This window comes from Streptomyces sp. NPDC101191 (assembly GCF_044767915.1).
In the GTDB taxonomy this organism is placed as follows: domain Bacteria; phylum Actinomycetota; class Actinomycetes; order Streptomycetales; family Streptomycetaceae; genus Streptomyces.
The window spans coordinates 367,929-390,655 of the sequence record NZ_JBIWOU010000008.1; the positions used below are offsets into that span (position 1 = coordinate 367,929).

Annotated in this window: 20 protein-coding genes; 5 read left to right on the top strand and 15 right to left on the bottom strand. The window is 73.3% G+C overall.

Annotation, left to right across the window (positions count from 1 at the left end; genetic code table 11):
* Positions 1-9 precede the first annotated feature (9 nt).
* Entirely contained in the window at positions 10-480 is a 471-nt protein-coding gene (locus ACIRQF_RS29920) for a rhodanese-like domain-containing protein (RefSeq protein WP_404096672.1), read from the top strand.
* Between the two features lie 233 nt (positions 481-713).
* Here ACIRQF_RS29920 and recX read toward each other — a convergent pair whose 3' ends face one another.
* The 4 genes from recX to ACIRQF_RS29940 all read right to left on the bottom strand — a co-directional run bounded on the left by recX (position 714) and on the right by ACIRQF_RS29940 (position 4,553).
* The gene (gene recX, locus ACIRQF_RS29925; protein ID WP_376628515.1) at positions 714-1,400 is read right to left on the bottom strand and encodes a recombination regulator RecX; all 687 of its coding nucleotides are present in this window, start codon (positions 1,398-1,400) and stop codon (positions 714-716) included.
* Positions 1,285-2,421, bottom strand: a complete 1,137-nt coding sequence (gene recA / locus ACIRQF_RS29930) for a recombinase RecA (RefSeq protein WP_404096630.1) — start codon at positions 2,419-2,421, stop codon at positions 1,285-1,287. Before recA ends, recX begins: the two co-directional genes overlap by 116 nt.
* Before the next feature lie 430 nt (positions 2,422-2,851).
* On the bottom strand, positions 2,852-4,309 hold the full coding sequence (locus ACIRQF_RS29935; protein WP_404096633.1) for an AI-2E family transporter: 1,458 nt from the start codon (positions 4,307-4,309) through the stop codon (positions 2,852-2,854).
* A gap of 49 nt (positions 4,310-4,358) precedes the next feature.
* Positions 4,359-4,553, bottom strand: a complete 195-nt coding sequence (locus tag ACIRQF_RS29940) for a DUF3046 domain-containing protein (RefSeq protein ID WP_376628510.1) — start codon at positions 4,551-4,553, stop codon at positions 4,359-4,361.
* A gap of 79 nt (positions 4,554-4,632) precedes the next feature.
* On the opposite strand from ACIRQF_RS29940, the gene ACIRQF_RS29945 reads away from it, so the two are divergent.
* Complete coding sequence (locus ACIRQF_RS29945; RefSeq protein ID WP_376628508.1) at positions 4,633-5,568, top strand: hypothetical protein; 936 nt, start codon at positions 4,633-4,635, stop codon at positions 5,566-5,568.
* Between the two features lie 39 nt (positions 5,569-5,607).
* On the opposite strand, the gene ACIRQF_RS29950 is transcribed toward ACIRQF_RS29945, so the two are convergent.
* The 3 genes from ACIRQF_RS29950 to ACIRQF_RS29960 all read right to left on the bottom strand — a co-directional run bounded on the left by ACIRQF_RS29950 (position 5,608) and on the right by ACIRQF_RS29960 (position 7,729).
* Positions 5,608-5,916 carry an AzlD domain-containing protein gene (locus ACIRQF_RS29950; protein ID WP_376628506.1) on the bottom strand — a complete coding sequence of 103 codons (309 nt, stop codon included), beginning with the start codon at positions 5,914-5,916 and terminating at the stop codon, positions 5,608-5,610.
* Positions 5,913-6,653: an AzlC family ABC transporter permease gene (locus tag ACIRQF_RS29955; RefSeq protein ID WP_376628505.1), complete on the bottom strand. Its 741-nt coding sequence runs from the start codon at positions 6,651-6,653 to the stop codon at positions 5,913-5,915. Before ACIRQF_RS29955 ends, ACIRQF_RS29950 begins: the two co-directional genes overlap by 4 nt.
* A gap of 302 nt (positions 6,654-6,955) precedes the next feature.
* Positions 6,956-7,729, bottom strand: a complete 774-nt coding sequence (locus tag ACIRQF_RS29960) for an AraC family transcriptional regulator (RefSeq protein WP_404096675.1) — start codon at positions 7,727-7,729, stop codon at positions 6,956-6,958.
* Positions 7,730-8,053: 324 nt separating this feature from the next.
* Between ACIRQF_RS29960 and ACIRQF_RS29965 the strand changes: the two genes are divergently transcribed.
* The 3 genes from ACIRQF_RS29965 (at position 8,054) to ACIRQF_RS29975 (ending at position 14,508) form a co-directional block, all read left to right on the top strand.
* Positions 8,054-12,691, top strand: a complete 4,638-nt coding sequence (locus tag ACIRQF_RS29965) for an ATP-dependent helicase (RefSeq protein ID WP_404096638.1) — start codon at positions 8,054-8,056, stop codon at positions 12,689-12,691.
* Between the two features lie 196 nt (positions 12,692-12,887).
* Positions 12,888-13,691 (top strand): Fpg/Nei family DNA glycosylase, encoded by an 804-nt coding sequence (locus tag ACIRQF_RS29970; protein WP_404096641.1) that lies wholly within the window; start codon positions 12,888-12,890, stop codon positions 13,689-13,691.
* 52 nt (positions 13,692-13,743) lie between these two features.
* A complete protein-coding gene (locus tag ACIRQF_RS29975; RefSeq protein WP_382484873.1) occupies positions 13,744-14,508 on the top strand; it encodes an SDR family NAD(P)-dependent oxidoreductase in 765 nt (254 codons plus the stop codon).
* Here the strand turns inward: ACIRQF_RS29975 and ACIRQF_RS29980 are convergent.
* The 8 genes from ACIRQF_RS29980 to ACIRQF_RS30015 form a co-directional block, all read right to left on the bottom strand.
* Complete coding sequence (locus tag ACIRQF_RS29980; RefSeq protein ID WP_376628496.1) at positions 14,456-14,737, bottom strand: hypothetical protein; 282 nt, start codon at positions 14,735-14,737, stop codon at positions 14,456-14,458. The genes ACIRQF_RS29975 and ACIRQF_RS29980 overlap by 53 nt on opposite strands.
* A 125-nt stretch (positions 14,738-14,862) precedes the next feature.
* A complete protein-coding gene (locus tag ACIRQF_RS29985; protein WP_376628494.1) occupies positions 14,863-15,333 on the bottom strand; it encodes a Dps family protein in 471 nt (156 codons plus the stop codon).
* Positions 15,334-15,525: 192 nt separating this feature from the next.
* The gene (locus ACIRQF_RS29990; protein WP_376628493.1) at positions 15,526-15,909 is read right to left on the bottom strand and encodes a helix-turn-helix domain-containing protein; all 384 of its coding nucleotides are present in this window, start codon (positions 15,907-15,909) and stop codon (positions 15,526-15,528) included.
* Between the two features lie 109 nt (positions 15,910-16,018).
* Complete coding sequence (locus tag ACIRQF_RS29995) at positions 16,019-16,552, bottom strand: CinA family protein (RefSeq protein WP_376628491.1); 534 nt, start codon at positions 16,550-16,552, stop codon at positions 16,019-16,021.
* Positions 16,549-17,235: a CDP-diacylglycerol--glycerol-3-phosphate 3-phosphatidyltransferase gene (pgsA, locus tag ACIRQF_RS30000; RefSeq protein ID WP_376628489.1), complete on the bottom strand. Its 687-nt coding sequence runs from the start codon at positions 17,233-17,235 to the stop codon at positions 16,549-16,551. Before pgsA ends, ACIRQF_RS29995 begins: the two co-directional genes overlap by 4 nt.
* Entirely contained in the window at positions 17,232-18,740 is a 1,509-nt protein-coding gene (gene rimO / locus ACIRQF_RS30005) for a 30S ribosomal protein S12 methylthiotransferase RimO (protein WP_376628487.1), read from the bottom strand. Before rimO ends, pgsA begins: the two co-directional genes overlap by 4 nt.
* Positions 18,741-18,821: 81 nt before the next feature.
* A complete protein-coding gene (locus ACIRQF_RS30010; protein WP_376628485.1) occupies positions 18,822-19,658 on the bottom strand; it encodes a helix-turn-helix domain-containing protein in 837 nt (278 codons plus the stop codon).
* 222 nt (positions 19,659-19,880) lie between these two features.
* Positions 19,881-22,703: a DNA translocase FtsK gene (locus ACIRQF_RS30015; RefSeq protein WP_404096648.1), complete on the bottom strand. Its 2,823-nt coding sequence runs from the start codon at positions 22,701-22,703 to the stop codon at positions 19,881-19,883.
* Positions 22,704-22,727 lie beyond the last annotated feature (24 nt).

Here is a 22,727-nt window from a genome sequence, read left to right on the forward strand (position 1 = left end):
GACGCACCCCTGCGCGGGACCGCCGGCGCGGCCACGGACGGACGGAGCCGCGAACCCATCGGCGAACGCGTCGGGATCGACGTGTTGTTGGAGCGGGTGCGGGCCGGCCTCGAACGGATCGACGCCCATTCCGCGTACGAGGCCTACGAGGCGGGTGACGTCCTGCTCGTCGACATCCGCTACGCGGCGCTGCGCGACCGGGACGGCCTGATCCCGGGCGCCCTGATCGTCGAGCGCAACGAGCTGGAGTGGCGGCTCGACCCGCTCGGCAGCCATCGCGTGCCCGAGGCGGACAGCCACGACCTACGGGTCGTGGTGCTCTGCAACGAGGGTTACGCCTCCTCCCTCGCGGCCGCCTCGCTGCATCAGCTGGGGCTACGGCGCGCGACGGACCTCGTCGGCGGCTTCCAGGCCTGGCGAGCGGCGGGCCTCCCAGTGCTCCTCCCGGCGAACCGGGAGCCGGTCCAGGAGCCGTCCTAGAAGACGGGCCCGGGAACCCGGAGCGGCGCTGGACCGCCGGGAAGCCCGACCGGGAGGGCGCGCGCGGGACAGGCGCGCCGGAAGGACGGGCAGGTCGGACAGGCAGGACGGACGGGGTGGCCGAAAGGGCGTCCGGTCGGACGGCACGGGAGGCGTTCGGGGAAACGGGAGGGAAGGCGAAGGGAAGCGACGGGGAGGGTGAGAGGAAGCAGGAGGGACGCGGGAACAGCGGGCTAGAAGGGCTCCTCCAGTCCCTCCGTGTCCTCGCCCTCCTCCTCCAGGGCCTGGCGGACCACCCGCAGGGCCATGCCCTCCGGGTATCCCTTGCGGGCGAGCATGCCGGCCAGCCTGCGCAGCCGCCGGTCGCGCTCCAGGCCGCGGGTCGCCCGCAGCTTGCGGTCGACGAGCTCGCGGGCCCGGACCTCCTCCTGGTCCGAGTCGAGCCGCTCGACCGCCTCCTGGATCACGGTGGGGTCGACGCCCTTGGTCCGCAGCTCGCGGGCGAGGGCCCGGCGGGCGAGGCCCCGGCCGTGGTGCCGGGACTCGACCCAGGCCCCGGCGAAGGCGGCGTCGTCGATGAGCCCGACGTCCTCGAACCGGGAGAGCACCTCGTCGGCCACCTCGTCGGGGACCTCCCGCTTGCGCAGGGCGTCGGCGAGCTGCTTGCGGGTCCGGGGGGTCCCGGTGAGCAGGCGCAGGCAGATCGCCCGCGCCCGCTCAGCCGGATCCTGGGACGACAGCTCCTTCTCGGCCCTCGACGAGTCGGGGCTGTCGTCCGGCCATTCGGTGCGACCGGTCACCGGTTCAGCTCTTGGCCGCGGTGGCCTTGGTCGCCTTGGCGGCCTTGGCCGGAGCCGGGACGGCCTTGCCGGCCTCGTCCGTGCCCGCCGCCGTGTCCGCGGCGCTCGCCGCGTCCGCACCCGGCTCGGCCGAGGGCTCCTCGGGCCGCACGCCGACGCCCAGCTTCTCCTTGATCTTCTTCTCGATCTCGTTGGCGAGGTCGGGGTTGTCCTTCAGGAAGTTGCGGGCGTTCTCCTTGCCCTGGCCGAGCTGGTCGCCCTCGTACGTGTACCAGGCGCCGGCCTTGCGGACGAAGCCGTGCTCCACGCCCATGTCGATCAGGCCGCCCTCACGGCTGATGCCCTGGCCGTAGAGGATGTCGAACTCGGCCTGCTTGAACGGAGGCGCGACCTTGTTCTTGACGACCTTGCAGCGGGTGCGGTTACCGACCGCCTCCGTGCCGTCCTTCAGGGTCTCGATGCGGCGGATGTCGATGCGCACCGAGGCGTAGAACTTCAGGGCGCGGCCACCGGTCGTGGTCTCCGGCGAACCGAACATCACGCCGATCTTCTCGCGGAGCTGGTTGATGAAGATCGCGGTGGTCTTGGACTGGTTGAGCGCGCTGGTGATCTTCCGCAGCGCCTGGCTCATCAGACGGGCCTGGAGACCGACGTGCGAGTCACCCATCTCGCCCTCGATCTCCGCGCGCGGGACGAGCGCGGCGACGGAGTCGATGACGATGAGGTCGAGGGCGCCGGAGCGGACCAGCATGTCGACGATCTCGAGGGCCTGCTCACCGTTGTCCGGCTGGGACAGGATGAGGTTGTCGATGTCGACGCCCAGCTTGCGGGCGTACTCGGGGTCGAGGGCGTGCTCGGCGTCCACGAAGGCGACCTGGCCGCCGGCCTTCTGCGCGTTGGCCACGGCGTGCAGGGTCAGGGTCGTCTTACCCGAGGACTCCGGGCCGTAGATCTCGACGACACGGCCACGCGGCAGGCCGCCGACGCCGAGGGCGACGTCGAGGGCGGTCGACCCGGTCGGGATGACCTCGATCGGCTCCCTCGAGCGCTCACCCATGCGCATGACGGCACCCTTGCCGAATTGCCGTTCAATCTGTGCGAGCGCGGCGTCGAGCGCCTTCTCGCGGTCGGTTCCTGCCATGGGTTCCACCCGGTTTGCTTGAGTCGATCGCTTCATGTGAAAGACGCTAACCCCTGCCACTGACAATGGGCCCCGGCGTCCCTCCCGACCTGTGGATAACTCGGCGAAAACCCCGTGATACCAAGGCCCTGAACTCCCATGAGAATGGATGTTCGATTTTCGTGTCAAGCGCACCACGCCGTGCCACGACACGGACGGCGGCCCCACCTGCCTGTCCTTCCGGACAGGCCCTCTCACTCCGCGCGCGCGACGCCGGCGTGGCGTTCCTGGTCCTGCTGGGGGGTGCGGCCTGGACCCTGTCGCTGCCCACCGGGCCGGGGAAACGGCCCTGCGGCCAGGGCCGGCCGGCGGGTCCGGCGCGGACGCCGGCGCCGACGCCGGGCCGGCGGGTCCGACGGGAACGCCAGCGTGGGCGCCGGTACGGCAGGCCCTAACCCCGGCCCTGCTTCCCCTGGCCCTTCTCCGCCTGTTCCTTCTTGTGGTGCAGCGCCTTCTGGAGGCGGGCGACGACGGCCTCCCCGTAGCGCCGGTGGCCGTGGACGCGCGGATCGTCGGTCACGTCGTACCGCTTCACGTAGGCGCCGAGGAAGGCCTGGAGCGTGGCGACGGCCGGGATCGCGATCAGCGCGCCGACCGCGCCGAGCAGCGCGGTGCCCGCGATGACCGAGCCGAAGGCCACGGCCGGATGGATGTCCACCGTCTTCGAGGTCAGTTTGGGCTGCAGCATGTAGTTCTCGAACTGCTGGTAGACCACGACGAAGACCAGCACCCACAGTGCGTACCAGGGGTCCACCGTGAAGGCGATCAGCATCGGCAGGGCGCCCGCCAGATAGGTGCCGATCGTCGGGATGAACTGCGAGACCAGACCGACCCAGACGGCCAGGGCGGGCGCGTACGGGATGCCCAGGATCTCGAAGAGCACGAAGTGCGCCACCCCGGAGATGAGCGCCATCAGGCCGCGCGAGTAGAGATAGCCGCCGGTCTTGTCGACGGCGATCTCCCAGGCGCGCAGCACCTCGGTCTGCTTGGCCGGCGGCAGGACGGAGCACAGCGCGCGGCGCAGCCGCGGCCCGTCGGCGGCGAAGTAGAACGCGAACAGGAAGATCGTCAGGAGCTTGAAGAGGCCGCCGAGGAGCGTCGCGGAGACGTCCAGGACACCGGCCGCGCTGTTCTGCACGTACTTCTGGAGCCAGCCGGAGCGCAGCACGCTGTCCTGGACCTCGACGCGGGACAGCTCGGTGTGGAAGTGCTGGTTGGCCCAGTTGATCAGGGAGTCGAGGTACTTGGGGAAGTTCTCGACCATGTCGACGATCTGGCCCGCGAGCATCGAGCCAAGGAGCACGACGAAGCCGACGCCGACGATCAGGACGCCGAAGAAGACGATGAAGGTGGCGAGGCCGCGGCGCATCCCGCGCGCCGCCATGCGTCCCACGGCCGGTTCGATGGCGAGCGCCAGGAAGAAGGCGAGCAGGATGTTGACGAGCAGACCGATGAGCTGGTGGAAGGCCCAGTTGCCGAGCTGGAAGCAGGCGTAGAGCGCGAGGGCGAGCACCAGGGCCCGGGGCAGCCAGCGCGGCATGCGCGCCCCCGGGGCGCCCGGCTCGGCGGGGGCGGCCGACCTCGCCGCCTCCTTGGAGGAGGAGGATTCCGCCGCTTCTCTGGAAGCCGCTTCCTTGGAGGAGGCCGATTCCGCGGTCTCCGGGGAATCGGGAGCGCCCGGCCTGCGGGCGCCCGTCACCCCGGGCGTCGCGGCCGGCCCCTCGTCGCGCCCGGTCGGCACGGGGGCCCGCCCCGGGGTCGCCGTCCCGCCCTCGTCGGGCAGGGCGCCGCGGCGGTCGTCGTCATCGTTCTCGTCGGCGGTCTCGTCGTTCGCGTCAATCGGGGCCACCCCGCCAGTCTCGCGCACCGCGCGGACATTCCTGGCCGGACCCCTCACATCATCGTTTCTCGGCCGGTACGCCGACGGCCGTGCAGACCGCCCGCCAGACGTCCTTGGCCTCCCAGCCGGCGTCCAGTGCCTCGTGCACCGTGCGCCCGCCGAGTTCCGTCATCACATGGTCCCGGGCGAAGGTCTCGGCGTAGGACGCACCGAAGTGGTCCGTCATCCGTTCCCAGAAAATCGTCAACCGCATGACCCCAGTATCCCGCCCTCAGGAGTGCAGCCCGGGCCGTAGACCTTGTCAGACGCGCTTTCGCGCCTACCGTCGGAACATGGCCGGAAATCCTCCTGAGAACCCCGCTCCTGTCGCGTCACCCCTCGCACGGGCCGAGCACTTCGTCTGGCTGACCGCCCGCGTGCTCGAACAGCGCCGGTTCGCCTACCACTTCCTGCGTGGCGGTGCGGACCCCGTCGAGGCCGCGCTCACCGCGTACCTGAACGAGGACGGCGGCTACGGCCACGCCCTCGAACCCGATCTGCGCGGGCCGGTCAGCCAGCCGCTGCACACGGCGCACGCCCTGCGGGTGCTCGACTCGATCGGCCGGTGCGGCGGGCTGCGGGTCGAGCGGATCTGCCGCTATCTGACCGAGGTCTCCACCCACGACGGCGCCCTGCCGGCCGTGCACCCTTCGCAGCGCGGCTATCCGACGGCGCCGTTCGTGCCCGTCGTGGACGATCCGCCCAGCGAACTCCTGACCACCGGGCCGGTGGTCGGCCTGCTGCACCGCAACCAGGTCTGGCACGCCTGGCTGTTCCGGGCCACCGAGTTCTGCTGGGCGGCCGTCGACGCGCTGGAGAAGTCGCATCCGTACGAGGTCCAGGCCGCGGTCGCCTTCCTCGACGGGGTGCCGGACCGCGCCCGCGCCCAGGCGGCGAGCGACCGGCTCGGACGGCTCGTGCGCGAGCAGCGGCTGGCCGTGCTCGACCCGGACCGGCCGGAGGACTGTCCGGTCGCCGACGGCTACGCGCCGGGCGAGCACCACTATCCGTACGACTACGCGCGCGTGCCGGACTCGCTGGCCCGCCGCTGGTTCACGGACGAGGAGATGAGCCGCTCCCTGGACCACCTCACGGCGATCCAGGAGGAGGACGGCGGCTGGCCGGTCACCTGGCGCCAGTGGGCGCCGGGCACCGCCCTGGAGAACCGCCCGATCGTGACCGTCGAGGCGCTGCGGACCCTGCGGGCGCACGGCCGCGCGATCGTGTGAGGCGGCCTGCCGCGGCCGCCGTCGTGGCGGCCGCGGGGGTCAGCCGCCCAGCGCCCGGACGCCGGCCGTGACGAGGACGGCCGCCCCGACGACCACCAGGAACGGGGCTCGCAGGAAGAGGGCCACGGCCGCGGCGGCGACCCCGGCGGCGCGGGCGTCCACGGTCAGGGCGCCCTCGGCGCTGAAGGTCTGCTGGGCGGTGAGCGCGGCCAGCAGCGCGACAGGCAGCAGGGCGGCGAGGCGCTGCACCAGGGGACGCTCCAGGGTGTGGGCCGGGACGAGCAGGCCGAGCAGCTTGACCAGGTAGCAGCCGCCGGCGGTCAGCGCGATGGCGATCCAGACGTTCATCGGGCGTCCTCCTTGGAGCGGCCGCCGGCCCGACGGCCCCGGAACCAGAGCACGGCGGGTGCGGCGAGCGCGGCGGCCAGCACGGGGACGCCGGCCGGCAGCACGGGCAGCAGGCCCAGGCCGAGCAGGACGGCGAGGGCGGCGGTGGCCCGCTCGGTGGCGGACTTCAGCATGGGCGCGAGCAGGGCGAGGAAGACGGCGGGGCCGGCCGCGTCCAGGCCCCAGGCGGCGGTGTCGCCGATGGCCTCGGCACCGAGGGCGCCCAGCAGTGTGGTGAGGTTCCACAGCACGTACAGCGTGAGACCGGTGACGGTGAAGCCGAGGCGGGCGGCCCTGCGGTCCGGCTGGGCGAGCGCGACGGCCGTGGTCTCGTCGATGACCCACTGCGCGGCGAACGGCCGGACGGAGCGGCGCAGGGCGAGCAGCTGCGAGAGCCGCAGCCCGTAGAAGGCGTTGCGGGTGCCCAGGAAGAACGCCCCGGCGGCCGCGGTGAACGGGTTCCCGCCCGCCGCGAGGGCGCCGACGAGCGCGAACTGCGAGGCGCCGGTGAACACCAGCAGGCTGAGCGCGCAGGTCTGGAGCAGGCTGAGGCCGGCCCCGGCAGAGGTCACGCCGAAGGCGAAGCCGGAGAGACCCACGGCGACGCCGACCCCCAGGGCGTCGCGCACGACGGCCGCGTCGCTCTTGGGGGCGGTCCCGTCGCCGCGTATGACGGGAGGTGCTGTCTGTTCTGCCACGTCAGCGACGGTACGGGGCGGGGCCGGGCCGGGTCTTGTACGTTCTTGCGGCCGTCGCCGGACGCCCTCGGAGGCCCGCCGCCGGACGCCCGGCCCCGCGAAGGGGCCGCCGCGCCCCGCCGGCGGACGCCGGGCACGAGCGGACGCACGAGCCGGGCCCCGGGGACCACGAGCCGGGCTTAACCGCGAACAGAAGCCCGGCACGAGCGGACGCCGGGTCCCGCGGACAGGAGCCCGGCCCCGGTGACGGTCGCCGGAGGCCCGCCTCCGCGCACGTTTCGGGACGCCTGCCGGTGGATCCGCTACCGGGCGCCCCGCGCCCGCTGGTACGCGCCCGGAGGCACGCCCACGCTCCGGGTGAAGTGCCGGTTGAGATGGGGCTGGTCCGTGAAGCCGACGGCGACGGCCGCGTCCGCCGGCGGCGTTCCCGCGTCCAGGAGGCGCCTGGCCCGGCGGACCCGGGCGTCGGTCAGCCAGGTGTGCGGCGGCATCCCGTAGGCGGCCCGGAAGGCCCGTAGCAGCGCGAAGGGGCTGGTGCCGAGCTCCGTGGCGAGCTGCTCCAGGGTCGGCGGGTCGGCCATCCGCTCCTGCAGGACGGCACGCGCGCGTGCCGCGTCCCGCGCCCCGGCGGCGAGCGGCGCCAGCGGCGTGACCCGGCCGCCGTGACTGCGCAGCATCCGGGCGGTGACGAGCCGCAGCAGGCTGTCGGCCGCGAGCGCGTTGCCCTCCTCGGCGGCCCGGTGCACGCCGATGACCAGCTGCGCCGCGTACGGGTCGTCGACGACGGGGTCGGTGAACCCGACGCCGCCGCGCAGCGCGATGGTCTCGGCCGCGATGGACCGGATGAGCTCGGCGTCGGGGTAGATCGTGCGGTAGGTCCAGCCCTCGGGCACCCCGGCATGCCCGGTGTGCGGGGTGTCGGGGTTCACCAGCGCGATCTGTCCGGGGCCCGCGTGCACGAGGTCGCTGCCGTAGTGGAAGGCCTCGACGCCCTCGGTGATGGCGGCGAAGACGAAGCTCTCGTGGGTGTGCCGGGAGAAGGACTTCCGGACGTAGTGCGCGTGCAGCAGGTCCACCCCGGGGAGCCCGGCCGGCTGCCAGTACCGGGCCCGCTCGCCGCGGGTCGCTCCCCCGCCCTGCGCGGGCGCACCGCTGCGGTCGCCCGCGGCGACGGCATGCCCGCGCGGCCGCGCGCCGGACCCCGAGAGGGAAGCGGGGGCGGTGGGGGCAGCAGGGGCCGCCGGGTGCGCGGGGCCCGTCGGCGTGCCCTCGCTGGACCCGCTTCCCTGCCTCCGGTCACCACGCGCCATTCCCCCATTCTGCGCCACCCCCGCCGACCGCCACGAGCCGGTTTCCCCAGGTCCGGGCGGTTGTCAGTGGCGGGGTGCACGATGGAGGGCATGGTCACGTCCGCACTCGACTCGTTCTCGCCCGCGACCCGCGGCTGGTTCACGGGTGCCTTCACCGCGCCCACCGCGGCGCAGGAGGGCGCCTGGCAGGCCATCGGGGCGGGCGCGGACGTGCTCGTGGTCGCCCCGACCGGTTCCGGCAAGACGCTCGCCGCCTTCCTCGCCTCCCTCGACCGGCTCGCGGCCACTCCCCCGCCCGCGGACGCGAAGAAGCGCTGCAGGGTGCTGTACGTGTCACCGCTGAAGGCGCTCGCCGTCGATGTCGAGCGCAATCTGCGCTCCCCGCTGACCGGCATCCGGCAGGAGTCGGTCCGGCTCGGCCTGCCCGAGCCGGACGTGAAGGTGGGCATCCGGTCCGGCGACACCCCGCCCGCCGAGCGGCGGGCGCTCGCGACCCGGCCGCCGGACATCCTGATCACCACCCCCGAATCGCTGTTCCTGATGCTGACGTCGGCCACGCGCGATGCCCTCGCGGGCGTGGAGACGGTCATCCTGGACGAGGTGCACGCGGTCGCCGGCACCAAGCGCGGCGCGCATCTGGCCCTCTCCCTGGAGCGGCTCGACGAGCTGCTGCCCCGCCCCGCCCGCCGGATCGGCCTGTCGGCGACGGTGCGGCCGGTGGAGGAGGTGGCGCGCTATCTGTCGCCGCAGCGCAAGGTGGAGATCGTCCAGCCGCCGTCCGGCAAGGAGTTCGACCTCTCCGTGGTCGTGCCCGTGGAGGACATGGGCGAGCTGGGAGGCTCCCCCGCCTCCGAGGCCGCCGAGGGCGGCGAGCGCCCCTCCATCTGGCCGCAGGTGGAGGAGCGGATCACGGACCTGGTGCAGGCGCACCGCTCGACGATCGTCTTCGCCAACTCGCGCCGTCTGGCCGAGCGCCTGTGCAACCGGCTGAACGAGATCGCGTACGAGCGCGCCACCGGCGAGGCCGTGCCCGAAGGGGCGCCGCCGGCCGAGATCATGGCCCAGTCGGGCGCGGCGAAGGGCGCGCCGGCGCTGCTCGCCCGCGCGCACCACGGGTCGGTCTCCAAGGAGCAGCGCGCCCAGGTCGAGGAGGACCTGAAGGCGGGCCGGCTGCCCGCCGTGGTGGCCACGTCCAGCCTGGAGCTGGGCATCGACATGGGTGCCGTGGACCTGGTCGTCCAGGTCGAGTCGCCGCCCTCGGTCGCCTCCGGACTCCAGCGCGTGGGCCGCGCGGGGCACCAGGTGGGGGCGGTCTCGACGGGTGTCGTCTTCCCGAAGTACCGGGGTGACCTGGTGCAGTCGGCGGTGGTGACCGAGCGGATGCGCAGCGGCTCCATCGAGTCCCTGCGGGTCCCGGCGAATCCGCTGGACGTGCTCGCCCAGCAGCTGGTGGCGATGGTCGCCCTGGACAGCTGGCAGGTGGACGACCTGCTGGCGACGGTCCGCCGGGCGGCCCCGTTCGCGGCGCTGCCCGATTCGGCCTTCACCGCCGTCCTGGACATGCTGGCCGGGCGCTATCCCTCGGACGCCTTCGCCGAGCTGCGCCCGCGCGTGGTGTGGGACCGGGTCGCGGGCACGGTCACCGGCCGGCCGGGCGCGCAGCGGCTCGCGGTCACCTCGGGCGGCACGATCCCCGACCGGGGGCTCTTCGGGGTGTTCCTGGCGGGCGCCGACCCCAAGAAGGGCGGCGGCCGGGTCGGCGAGCTCGACGAGGAGATGGTGTACGAGTCGCGGGTCGGCGACGTCTTCACACTGGGCACGACCACCTGGCGCATCGAGGACATCACCCGCGACCGGGTCCTGGTCTCGCCGGCGCCGGGTGTGCCGGGGCGGCTGCCCTTCTGGAAGGGCGACCAGCTGGGCCGCCCGCTCGAACTGGGCCGCGCGGTGGGCGCGTTCCTGCGCGAGGTCGGGGCCCTGGCGCCCGACGACGCCCGGCTCCGGCTCCTCGCCGCCGGGCTGGACGCCTGGGCGGCGGACAACGTGATCGCCTACCTCGCCGAGCAGCGCGAGGCCTGCGGTCATGTGCCGGACGACCGGACGATCCTGGTGGAGCGCTTCCGCGACGAGCTCGGCGACTGGCGGGTCGTCATCCACTCCCCGTTCGGGGCGCAGGTGCACGCCCCGTGGGCGCTGGCGCTCGGCGCCCGGCTGGCCGAGCGGTACGGGATGGACGCCCAGGTCATGCACGCCGACGACGGCATCGTGCTGCGCCTGCCGGACGCGGACCTGATGGGTCTCGACCTGCTCGACAGCGAGCCGGTGGACCCGGGACGCCTGTCCGACACCACCTTCGACAGCGAGCAGGCGCCCGTCGGCGCGGCCGACGTCGCCTTCGACAAGGGCGAGATCGAGCAGATCGTCACCGACCAGGTCGGCGGCTCCGCGCTGTTCGCCTCCCGGTTCCGGGAGTGCGCGGCACGCGCCCTGCTGCTGCCCAAGCGCAATCCGGGCAAGCGCACCCCGCTGTGGCAGCAGCGGCAGCGCGCGGCGCAGCTCCTCCAGGTGGCGAGCGAGTTCGGCTCCTTCCCGATCGTCCTGGAGGCGGTCCGCGAGTGCCTCCAGGACGTCTTCGACGTCCCCGGTCTGCGGGAGCTGATGGGGGACGTCGAGTCCCGCCGGGTGCGCCTGGTGGAGGTCACCACCCCGGAGCCGTCGCCCTTCGCCCGCTCCCTGCTCTTCGGCTACGTCGCCCAGTTCCTCTACGAAGGGGACTCGCCGCTCGCCGAGCGCCGGGCGGCGGCGCTCTCCCTGGACTCCCGGCTACTCGCGGAGCTCCTCGGCCAGGCGGAGCTGCGGGAGCTGCTCGACGCGGACGTGCTGGCCGAGCTGGAGCGGGAGCTCCAGTGGCTGACCGAGGACCGGCGCGTCAAGGACGGGGAGGGCGTCGCCGACCTGCTGCGCGTGCTCGGCCCGCTGACCGACGCGGAGCTGGCCGAGCGGGGTGCCGAGCCGGACTGGGTCCTGGAGCTGTCCCGGGCCCGGCGGGCGATCCGGGTGCGGATCGCGGGGGCGGAGCACTGGGCGGCGATCGAGGACGCCGGCCGGCTGCGGGACGCGCTGGGCACGGCGCTGCCCGTGGGCGTGCCGGAGGCGTTCACGGAGCCGGTGAAGGATCCCCTGGGCGACCTCCTCGCGCGCCATGCCCGCACGCACGGCCCGTTCACGTCCTCGCAGGCCGCCGCCCGCTTCGGGCTGGGCCCGGCGGTCACGGACGGCGCCCTCCAGCGACTCGCCGCCGCCGGCCGGGTGGTCCAGGGCGAGTTCCATCCGTCCGGGATCGGCCAGGAGTGGTGCGACGCCGCCGTCCTGCGCCGGCTGCGCCGCCGTTCCCTGGCTGCCCTGCGGCACGAGCTGGAGCCGGTGCCCCCGGCCGCGCTCGCCACGTTCCTGCCCCAGTGGCAGCACCTGGGGAGCAACAGTCTGCGCGGCATCGACGGCCTGGCCCGCGCGATCGAGCAGTTGCAGGGCGCGCCGGTGCCGGCCTCGGCCCTGGAGAAGCTGATTCTGCCGTCCCGGGTGCGGGACTACTCGCCGGCGCTGCTCGACGAGCTGACGACGACCGGCGAGGTGGTCTGGGCGGGCGCCGGCGCGCTGCCCGGCAAGGACGGCTGGGTCTCGCTCTATCTGGCCGACGCGGCGCCGCTGCTCCTGCCGCCGCCGCACCCGCTGGAGCTCACCGGCCTGCACGAGTCCGTCCTGACGACGCTCTCCGGCGGCTACGGACTGTTCTTCCGCCAGATCGCCGACCAGGTGCGGGCCACCACCCACCCGGACGCGACCGATCCGCAGCTCGCCGACGCCCTGTGGGACCTGGCCTGGTCGGGCCGGCTCACCAACGACACGCTGGCCCCGCTGCGCTCCCTGCTCGGCTCGGGCCGTACGGCGGGCTCCACGGCGCACCGCGCCCGGCGTACGGTCCCACGCGGCCGGTACGGGACGCTGAGCGCCGCCGCCCGCCCGGCCTCCCGCACCGGCCCGCCCACGGTGAGCGGCCGCTGGTCGCTGCTGCCCCCGCAGGAGCCGGAGCCGACCCACCGGGCGCACGCCCTGGCCCGGACCCTCCTCGACCGGCACGGGGTGGTCACCCGGGGCGCGGTGGCCGCCGAGGGCGTGGAGGGCGGCTTCTCGGCGACGTACCGGATCCTGTCGGCCTTCGAGGACAGCGGCCAGGCTCGCCGCGGCTATGTGGTGGAGGGACTGGGCGCCGCCCAGTTCGCCATGGACGGAGCCGTGGACCGGCTCCGGGCCGCCGCGAACGCCCGGGACCGCGGCGTCGAGGAGGGGGCGGGCCCGCGCGCGGTCGTCCTGGCGGCGGCCGACCCGGCGAACGCGTACGGGGCGGCCCTGTCATGGCCGGAGCCCCCGGCGGGCGCGGGCCACAAGCCGGGGCGCAAGGCGGGCGCGTTGGTCGTCCTGGTGGACGGCGAGCTGACGCTCTACATGGAGCGCGGCGGCAAGACGCTGCTCTCCTGGCCCGCCGAACCGGACTCCCCGGCTCTGCGGGCGGCGGCCGAGGCGCTGGCGGCAGCGGCGGCGGCGGGTTCGCTCGGCACGGTCACGGTCGAGCGGATCAACGGCGCGACCGCCCTGACCTCGCCCTTCGCCCCTTCTCTGGAACGGGCCGGTTTCCACGCCACCCCCCGCGGCCTCCGCCTCCGCGCCTGAAACATGGAGGCCCGCGAGCCGCGCGGGGCGCAGGAAGCACCTTTGGCACCGGAGGGCGCCCCAGGGCCCTGCGGGCCCCTGAGCCGCCCGCGCGCACGCCCCGTGCCGGCCGGCGCCGATCGCGCCGGTCGCGAGCGCGCACGCCCCGCCGCCCGCGCGCATGTCCCGGCGGCGTACGCGCGGGCATGATGGCCTCATGCCCGAAGGAGACACCGTCTGGTACGTGGCCCACCGGCTCGACGAGGCGCTCGCCGGGCGGGTGCTCACGCGCTCCGACCTCCGGGTCCCCCGCTTCGCGACCGCCGATCTGACCGGGCGCCGGGTCCTGGACGTCACCCCCCGCGGCAAGCACCTCCTGACCAGGATCGAGGGCGGGCTCACGCTCCACTCCCACCTGCGGATGGACGGGGCCTGGCGGGTGTACGCCACCGGCGAGCGCCCGCACGGCGGCCCCGCCCACCAGATCCGGGCGATCCTCGGGAACGCCGAGTTCACGGCGTACGGCTACCGCCTCCCGGTCCTGGAGCTGATCCGCACGGCGGAGGAGTCCCAGGCGGTCGGGCATCTCGGCCCCGATCTGCTGGGTCCCGACTGGGACCCGGCGGAGGCCGTGCGCCGCCTGGCGGCCGATCCCTCGCGGACCCTCGGCGAGGCGCTGCTCGACCAGCGCAACCTCGCGGGGATCGGCAACGTCTACAAGTCCGAGCTGGCCTTTCTGGCCGCCGTCACCCCCTGGCTGCCGGTCGGCGAGCTCGCCGAGGGCGTCCCGGAGCGGCTGGTGGCCACCGCGCACCGGCTCCTGGAGGCGAACAAGGAGCGCCCCCACCGCCGCACGACCACCACGAGGCGCGGCGAGCTCCTCTACGTCTACGGCCGCGAGGGCCGGCCCTGTCCGCGCTGCGGCGCCGCCATCCGCAAGGCCGAGCTCGGCGACCGCGTGACGTACTGGTGTCCCGCCTGCCAGGAAGGGCCCGCGGCGGGAGCAGGGAGCGGCGGGTAAGTCCCCGGCAGGGGAATTGACGGGCCGTCAGATTCGGTCGTACGGTCCGGACATGGCCCTCACCGCGTACGACCTCACCGGCCGCACCGCCTTCGTCACCGGCGCCGCGAGCGGCATCGGCCGCGCGACCGCCGCCCTCCTCGCCGAGGCCGGGGCGAGCGTGCACTGCGCGGACCGCGACGAGTCCGGCCTCAAGGAGACCGTGAGCCTGATCTCCGCCCGGGGCGGCGCCGCCCACGCCCATCCCCTCGACGTCACCGACCGCGCAGCCCTCGCCGCCGCCGTCCGCGCCGCCGGGCCGCTCCACGTGATGGCGGCCATAGCGGGGATCATGCACACGAGCACGGTGCTGGAGACGCGCGACGAGGATCTCGACCGGGTCCTCGCGGTGAACTTCAAGGGCGTGCTCCACGCCTGCCAGGAGGCCGCCCGCTCGATGATCGACGCCGGCGTGCCGGGCTCGGTCGTCACCATGGCCTCGGGCGCGATGGACACCGCAAGCCCGGGCCTGCTCTGCTACAGCGTCGCCAAGGCCGCCGTCGTGCAGCTCACCAAGACCCTGGCCGCAGAGGTCGGCCGACACGGCATCCGGGTCAACGCGGTCGCCCCGGGCTGGATCCGCACCCCCATGACGGACCGCCACGAACCCGCCGCGCAGCAGCAGGCCGAGGCCGCGATGGTCCGCGTCTCCCCGCTCGGCCGCGTCGGGGAGCCGGCGGACATCGCCCACGCGGTGCTCCATCTCGCCTGCGACGCCTCGTCGTTCACGACGGGCCAGATCCTCCGCCCCAACGGCGGCGTGGCCATGCCCTGGTGACCAGGTCGGCGATGCGCCGCGACGGGCCGCCGGGGCGTGCCGAAGAGGCGGCCACGTGCACCGGCAACAGGCTCAGCCCCCAGCCGCCCGCAGCCACCGCCCCCTCGACCGGCCCCGACTCGCCGGGCACCAGCAGCAGGCGCAGCACCGCCCACCACCAGAGCCCGCCGGCCACCAGTCCGACCGCGACCAGCATGAGCGTCACCAGCGGACCCCGTCGCCCTACCATGGCCGCCTCCTCCGGTCGAGGCTAGTGGGGCAGGATCACCCGGCGGGAGGGCGCACAAGGGGCAGACCGGGCGCACCCCATGGGTATCGCCGTCAGCTCCGCCATCGCCCGGCGCTCCGCCGTCATCAGGCACTCTCCGCCTGGTACATCCAGGAGTGCTTCTCGAGGTCGGCCGTGAGCCCGATCAGGATGTCCTGACTCACCGGATCAGGGTCAGCCGTCACGTCGATGCGCTCACGCATCCGTGCCACGACCGCGCCGAGCGCGTCCACGAGGATCCGTACGGCCTCCTCGTCCTTGATCCAGCCCTCGGGGACCGGACCGATCGCGCTCCCGGACGACACCGTCGACGCGCGGCCGTCCGGGTTCACCCCGAGTGCGGAGGCGCGTTCGGCCACGGTGTCGGAGTGGGTGCGGGCGGTGGTGACGACTTCGTCGAGCTGGAGGTGGACCGAGCGGAAACGGGGACCGACCACGTTCCAGTGCACCTGCTTGGCCACCAGGGCGAGATCGACCAGATCGACCAGCGCCCCCTGCAGGGCGCCCCCGACCGTCTTGAGGTCGGCCTCGGACAGCGTGCTCTTCACCACGGACATGCGAGATCTCCAAACAGTCGTTTGTTCCCCCCACCATGCACGTCTCGCCCGAATCCGGCATCTCAAACGGACCCGCCCGAAGCCGGGACCGAGCCCTGTACCGACCGACGTGGCGGCCTCGGTGAGCAAGAGAAAAGCCCCGGTCGGCGCCCCTTGTGAGGGCGTCGACCGGGGCTTCACCCCAGATCGTTCTCAGGCGGCGACGACGTCCACCGCTTCCGCGGGCGCCTTGATGGTCACCCGCTCGGTGGGCACACCGCCCACCGACGTCACCGACACCGAATTCAGCATCGGTCGCACCGGCGCCGACACCGGTTCGCTCGCCGCTGCCGACTCGGCCAGTTCGGCCAGCGACAGCTCGTCGCTCACTTCACGCATGAGCTCGGACATCCGTACGTCCAGCGCGTCGCAGATCGCGGAGAGCAGCTCGGAGGAAGCCTCCTTCTGCCCCCGCTCCACCTCGGAGAGATAGCCGAGTGAGACTCGGGCGGACGAGGAGACTTCGCGCAGAGTACGGCCCTGGCGCTGGCGCTGCCGACGCAGCACGTCACCCAGCAGGCGACGGAGCAGAATCATCGGTGGCTCCCTCCTCGGACCGCGTAGCCGCATCCTTCACGCCCCACCGTACCGCCTCGCGCCGCGGCCGTGCGGGGAGCGATGTCGTGTTCACTCATGGCTGCAAACATCAATCTCCCCCGTTCTGTTCCGTATCCTGTGCCCGCGCATTTTCCGAGTGTTCGTCGCCGAGCAGTTCACACAGCAATTCGAGCACGCTCCGTACACTCTCTCTACGGATTTCCGCTCGATCGCCGTTCAACCTCAACGCGGCCACCTTCCCGGCCCCGGCACCGTCCCCCGCGGGCCCGGAGACGGCCACGTACACGGTCCCCACCGGCCGGCCGTCCTGCGGCTCGGGCCCCGCGACGCCGGTCGTCGCGACGCCCCAGTCGGCCCCGAGGCGCCCCCGAACCCCCGCCGCCATCTGCAGCGCGACCTCCGGGTCGACCGCGCCGCGCTCGGCCAGCAGGGTGCCGTCCACCCCGAGCAGTTGCTCCTTGAGGGGCGTGGCGTAGGCCGTGACGGAGCCGCGGAAGGTCTTCGAGGCTCCCGGCACCCCGGTCAGCTCCGCGGCCACCAGACCGCCCGTGAGGGACTCCGCCACCGCCAGCGTGTGACCACGCTCCGCGAGCAGCTCCAGCACCCGGGCGGCCTCGCTCATCGTCCGTCCGCCTCCGCGCGGTCCGTCCCGTCCGCGGCCGCGCGCTCCGCCGCGAGCCCCTTGCGCCTCAGGACGACCGCCTGTCGCACATAGTCCAGACCGGTGACGACCGTCAGCACGACGGCCACCGCCATCACCCAGAAGCGCAACGTGGCGAGTGGACCGGTGAGCATCAGCACGTACATGCCCACCGCCGTGCCCTGCGCGAGCGTCTTCATCTTCCCGCCGCGACTGGCCGGAATGACCCCGTGCCGGATCACCCAGAAGCGCATCAGGGTGATCCCGAGCTCACGGGCGAGGATCACCCCCGTCACCCACCACGGCAGGTCGCCGAGAGCGGACAGGCTGATCAGACCGGCCGCCATGATCGCCTTGTCGGCGATCGGGTCGGCGATCTTCCCGAAGTCGGTGACCAGGTTGTACGCCCGCGCCAGGTGCCCGTCGAAGACGTCCGTGATCATGGCGACGGCGAAGGCCGCCCACGCCCAGGCGCGCCAGGCCGGGTCGTGCCCGCCGTCCTGGAGCAGCAGCACCACGAAGCCGGGCACGAGCACGAGCCGGATCATGGTGAGGATGTTCGCGATGTTCCACAGGCTGGCCTGATTGACGGCCGCAGTGCCCAGCTTGCCGCGAGGCGCCGGCCTACCGGTCCCGCCCGTCGCGGATGCCGGGACTCCGGTCATCTGCCCGCCTCCTCGAAAAGACACTCGGCCACGAGGTCGACGCCCTCGGTGTCGACGACCTTGGCGCTGACCATACGGCCCGGGGCCAGGCCGAGGCCCTCGGCGGAGTCCGCCGGGACGATCACCTGGCCGTCGGTCTCGGGCGCCTGGTGGGCGGCCCGGCCGATCCAGCCGTCCTCGTCCTCGTCGAAGGACTCGACCAGTACTTCCAGGGTCTCGCCGATCCGCTCCTCCGCGCGCTGGGCGGTGAGCTCCTCGGCGAGCCGGGACAGGTGGGCGAGGCGCTCGTCCACCACGTCCTGCGGGAGCTTGTGCTCGTACGTGGCGGCCTCGGTGCCGTCCTCGTCCGAGTAGCCGAAGACGCCGATGGCGTCGAGGCGGGCGTGGGTGACGAAGCGTTCCAGCTCGGCGAAGTCCGCGTCGGTCTCGCCGGGGAAGCCGACGATGAAGTTGGAGCGGGCACCGGCCGTCGGGGCCTTGGTGCGGATGGTCTCCAGCAGCTCCAGGAAGCGGTCGGTGTCGCCGAAGCGGCGCATGGCCCGCAGCACGTCCGGGGCGCTGTGCTGGAAGGACAGGTCGAAGTACGGGACGACCTTGTCGGTCGAGGTCAGCACGTCGATCAGGCCGGGGCGCATCTCGGCGGGCTGCAGGTAGCTGACCCGGACCCGCTCGATGCCGTCGACGGCCGCGAGGTCGGGCAGCAGGCTCTCCAGGAGGCGGATGTCGCCCAGGTCCTTGCCGTACGAGGTGTTGTTCTCGGAGACCAGCATGATCTCCTTCACCCCCTGCTCGGCGAGCCACCGGGTCTCGTTCAGCACGTCCGAGGGACGGCGCGAGACGAAGGAGCCGCGGAAGGACGGGATGGCGCAGAAGGAGCAGCGCCGGTCGCAGCCGGAGGCCAGCTTCACGGAGGCCACGGGGCTGGTGTCCAGGCGGCGGCGCAGGGGCGCGCGCGGGCCGGAGGCGGGGGCCAGACCCTCGGGCAGGTCGGCCGGCACGTTCTCGGGGGCCTCGGCGGCCGTCCCGGCGCCGTCCCCGTGACCGGGCAGGGCCACCGAGGCCGCGGCCTGCTGGCGCTCCACCGGGGACAGCGGGAGGAGCTTGCGCCGGTCGCGCGGGGCGTGCGCCTCGACGTTGCCGCCGCTCAGGATGGTCTGGAGGCGGCCGGAGATGTCGGCGTAGTCGTCGAAGCCGAGCACACCGTCGGCCTCGGGCAGCGCGTCGGCGAGCTCCTTGCCGTAGCGCTCGGCCATGCAGCCGACGGCGACGACGGCCTGGGTGCGGCCGTGGTCCTTCAGATCATTGGCTTCGAGGAGGGCGTCGACGGAGTCCTTCTTGGCGGCTTCGACGAAGCCACAGGTGTTGACGACGGCGACGTCTGCGTCCTCGGCGTTCTCGACGAGCTCCCAGCCGTCCGCTGCCAAGCGGCCTGCGAGCTCCTCCGAGTCCACCTCGTTACGGGCGCAGCCGAGAGTGACAAGGGCGACGGTACGGCGTTCGGGCATGGGCTCAAGACTACTTTGTCCCGGCCGTACCTCCGTCGCGCAGGGTTCACCTGCGCGACGGAGGTCACACACGGGGCGGGCTCAGCCGGCCTGCGGGTCGCCCTTGGTGTACGACAGGCGCTCGACCTGGCCGGACTCGAAGGAGTCCTCGATCTTCTTGCCGTTGACGTAGAGCTCGATCGGTCCGGCGTTGCCGAGGATGAGATCGATCCGCTCGTCGTCCTGGAAGGTCTTGGACTCGCCCGCGTTCAGCAGGCCGTCGAAGAGCAGCTTGCCGTCGTGGGCCTTGGCCGAGATCCAGCTCTTGTCGTCGGTGGCGGTGAGCTTCACGGTGACCTTGTCCTGCGGGACCGCCGCGATGGCGCTCTCGGAGGGCACGGGCTTGGGGTCGGCCGGCTTGGCCGGCTTGGGCTTGGCGGGGGCGGTGGTCTTGGAGGCCGGGGCCGGGCCCTCCGCGACCGCGCCGTTGCCGCGCACGTCGTTCCCGTTGAACATCGTGAAGCCGACGAAGCCGACGACGGCCACGATCGCCGCGACCATGGCGGCGGTCCAGTTGGGACGGCGGGGCTCGGGGCGGATGCGTTCCGCCTCGAACAGCGGGGCGGCCGGCGTGGGTGCCGGGCGGCCGCCGTGCTCGGCGTCGTACTGCTCGATCAGGGAGGCCGGATCGAGCCCCACGGCGCGCGCGAGCGTACGGATGTGCCCGCGGGCGTAGACGTCGCCGCCACAGCGCGAGAAGTCGTCCTCCTCGATCGCGTGCACGATCGGGACGCGCACACGGGTGGAGGCGCTGACCTCTTCGACGGTGAGACCGGCGGCGACACGGGCCTGCTGGAGGGCACGACCGATCGAATCCCGGTCATCTGCCGGGAAGTTCCGGTCGTCCTCGGGGGATTCGGGGGAGTTGCCGATGGACACGAGAGCGCCTTTCGAGCGTGTAGCCACCTGCTGGATGTTCAGTCTATGGGTGGTACGAAAGGGTGGGGCAACCGGGCGGGCGTCGTTTGTACGCCATGAGGCTGGGACAGGGTCCTGTCCCTCCCTCCAACTTGACGTACGCCCAGGGGAAACGGTTGCCCTCGTTCCCTTACGAGTGAGTCTCGACCCGGTCTCGTTACGGCCGCGCCTGCGCGCCCCCGCTCAGGCGCCGGGGCCCCCGCCCCGGATCACGTCGAGCACGGCGTCCAGCTCGTCCGGCTTGACCAGCACGTCCCGGGCCTTGGAACCCTCGCTCGGCCCCACGATGTTGCGCGACTCCATCAGGTCCATGAGCCGGCCGGCCTTCGCGAAGCCCACCCGCAGCTTGCGCTGGAGCATCGAGGTGGAGCCGAACTGGGTCGAGACGACCAGCTCGGCGGCCTGGCACAGCAGGTCCAGGTCGTCGCCGATCTCCTCGTCGATCTCCTTCTTCTGCTTGGTGCCGACCGTGACGTCGTCCCGGAAGACGGGCGCCATCTGGTCCTTGCAGTGCTGGACGACGGTGGCGACCTCGTGCTCGGTGACGAAGGCGCCCTGCATACGCGTCGGCTTGTTGGCACCCATCGGCAGGAACAGGCCGTCGCCCTTGCCGATCAGCTTCTCGGCGCCGGGCTGGTCGAGGATGACGCGGCTGTCGGCGAGCGAGGAGGTGGCGAAGGCGAGTCGGGAGGGCACGTTCGCCTTGATCAGACCGGTGACGACGTCCACCGAGGGCCGCTGGGTGGCGAGCACCAGGTGGATGCCGGCCGCGCGGGCCAGCTGGGTGATGCGCACGATCGCGTCCTCGACGTCCCGGGGCGCGACCATCATCAGGTCGGCGAGCTCGTCGACGATCACCAGGAGGTAGGGGTAGGTCTTGAGCTCGCGCTCGCTGCCCGGCGGCAGCTGCACCTTGCCGTCCCGGATGGCCTGGTTGAAGTCGTCGATGTGCCGGAAGCCGAAGGCGGCCAGGTCGTCGTAGCGCAGGTCCATCTCGCGCACGACCCACTGCAGGGCCTCTGCGGCCCGCTTGGGGTTGGTGATGATCGGCGTGATCAGGTGCGGGATGCCCTCGTAGGCGGTGAGTTCGACCCGCTTGGGGTCGACGAGGACCATCCGGACGTCCTCCGGGGTCGCTCTTATCATCACCGAGGTGATGAGGCAGTTGATGCAGGACGACTTGCCGGAGCCGGTGGCACCGGCCACCAGGATGTGCGGCATCTTCGCCAGGTTGGCCATCACGTAGCCGCCCTCGACGTCCTTGCCGAGCGCGACCAGCATCGGGTGGTCGTCCTCCGCCGCCTCGGCCAGCCGCAGCACGTCGCCGAGGTTGACCATCTCGCGGTCGGTGTTCGGGATCTCGATGCCGACCGCGGACTTGCCGGGGATCGGCGAGATGATCCGCACGTCGGGGCTGGCCACGGCGTACGCGATGTTCTTGGTGAGCGCGGTGATCTTCTCGACCTTGACGGCCGGACCGAGCTCGACCTCGTAGCGGGTGACCGTCGGGCCGCGGGTGAAGCCGGTGACGGCCGCGTCGACCTTGAACTCGGCGAAGACGTTGGTGAGCGACTCGACGATGGCGTCGTTGGCGGCGCTGCGGGTCTTGCCCGGGCCGCCGCGCTCCAGGAGGTCCATGGAGGGCAGCGCGTACGTGATGTCGCCGGAGAGCTGGAGCTGCTCGGCCCGCGGCGGCAGGTCGGTCGGCTCGGGCGCCGGCTTCGTCAGGTCGGGGACGCCGCCGCCCGCCGATCGGTCCTTGGCCGCGCCCCGCGCGGTGGGCACCGGGGCGGACGGGCCCTTCGCGGTGTCCGGGGCGGCCGGGGCGGCGTCGGCCGCGGAGCGGGCCACGGCGGCGGCCCGGTCGGCGGTCAGGTCCCGGGTCAGGTCGGCGACCAGCGGCGAGGGCGGCATGCCGTTGAGGACGGCGCCGTCCAGCGCGGCGGCGGCCGCGGCGGCCACGTCCACCGGATCGAGGCCGGAGGTGTCGAAGGCCGACGGTGAAGGGGTGCGGCGGCGGCCGCGCCGCTCCAGGGCGGCGGCCTCGGCCCGGTCCGCGTCGAGGTCCGCACCGGAGCCGGGGGCACGCCGGCGTGCGGGACGGGCGGCCCGGGGCGCGTCCTCGCGGACCTCGCGCCAGTCGTCGCCGTAGGCGTCGTCCTCCTCGGGCTCGTACTCCGGCTCGATGATGCCGAGACGGGCGCCGAGGGCGCGGAGCCGCTGGGGGATGGCGTTGACCGGCGTGGCGGTGACGACGAGCAGGCCGAAGATCGTGAGCAGCACCAGCAGCGGTACGGCGAGCACCTCGCCCGTCATGAAGACCAGCGGCTTCGAGGCGGCCCAGCCGATGAGCCCGCCGGCGTCCTGCATGGCGTCGGTGCCGTCGCCCCGGCCGGGCGAGCCGCACGCGATGTGGACCTGCCCCAGCACGCCGATCACGAGCGCGGACAGACCGATGACGATCCGGCCGTTCGCCTCCGGCTTCTCCGGATAGAGGATCAGCCGGACGCCGATCGCGCCGACCAGCAGCGGTACGAGCAGGTCGAGGCGGCCGAAGGCGCCGGTGACCAGCATCTCCACCAGGTCGCCGACGGGTCCGCGCAGATTGGACCAGGTCCCGGCCGCGACGACCAGCGCGACGCCGAGCAGCAGCAGCGCGAGCCCGTCCTTGCGGTGCGCCGGGTCGAGTCCCTTGGCTCCCCGCCCTATCCCCCGGAACATCGCGCCCACACCGTGCGCCAGCCCGAGCCAGAGCCCGCGAACGAGCCGGTACACGCCCCCGGTGGGGGACGGCGCCGGGCGGGGCGCGGGCTTCTTCGCCGCGGTCCTGCGCGCGGGCGCGCGCTTGGCGGGCGCGGCCTTCTTGGCCGGCGCCTTCTTCACGGGAGGCTTGGCGGGGGACTTGGCGGGCGCCGCCTTCTTCGCGGTGCCGGTCGTACGGCCGGCGCGCGGCTTCGCGGTGCCCGCCGTGCCCTGGGAACCCTTGCCGGACGTACGTGAGGCCATGATGCTGAGGTTACCGGTGGGGCC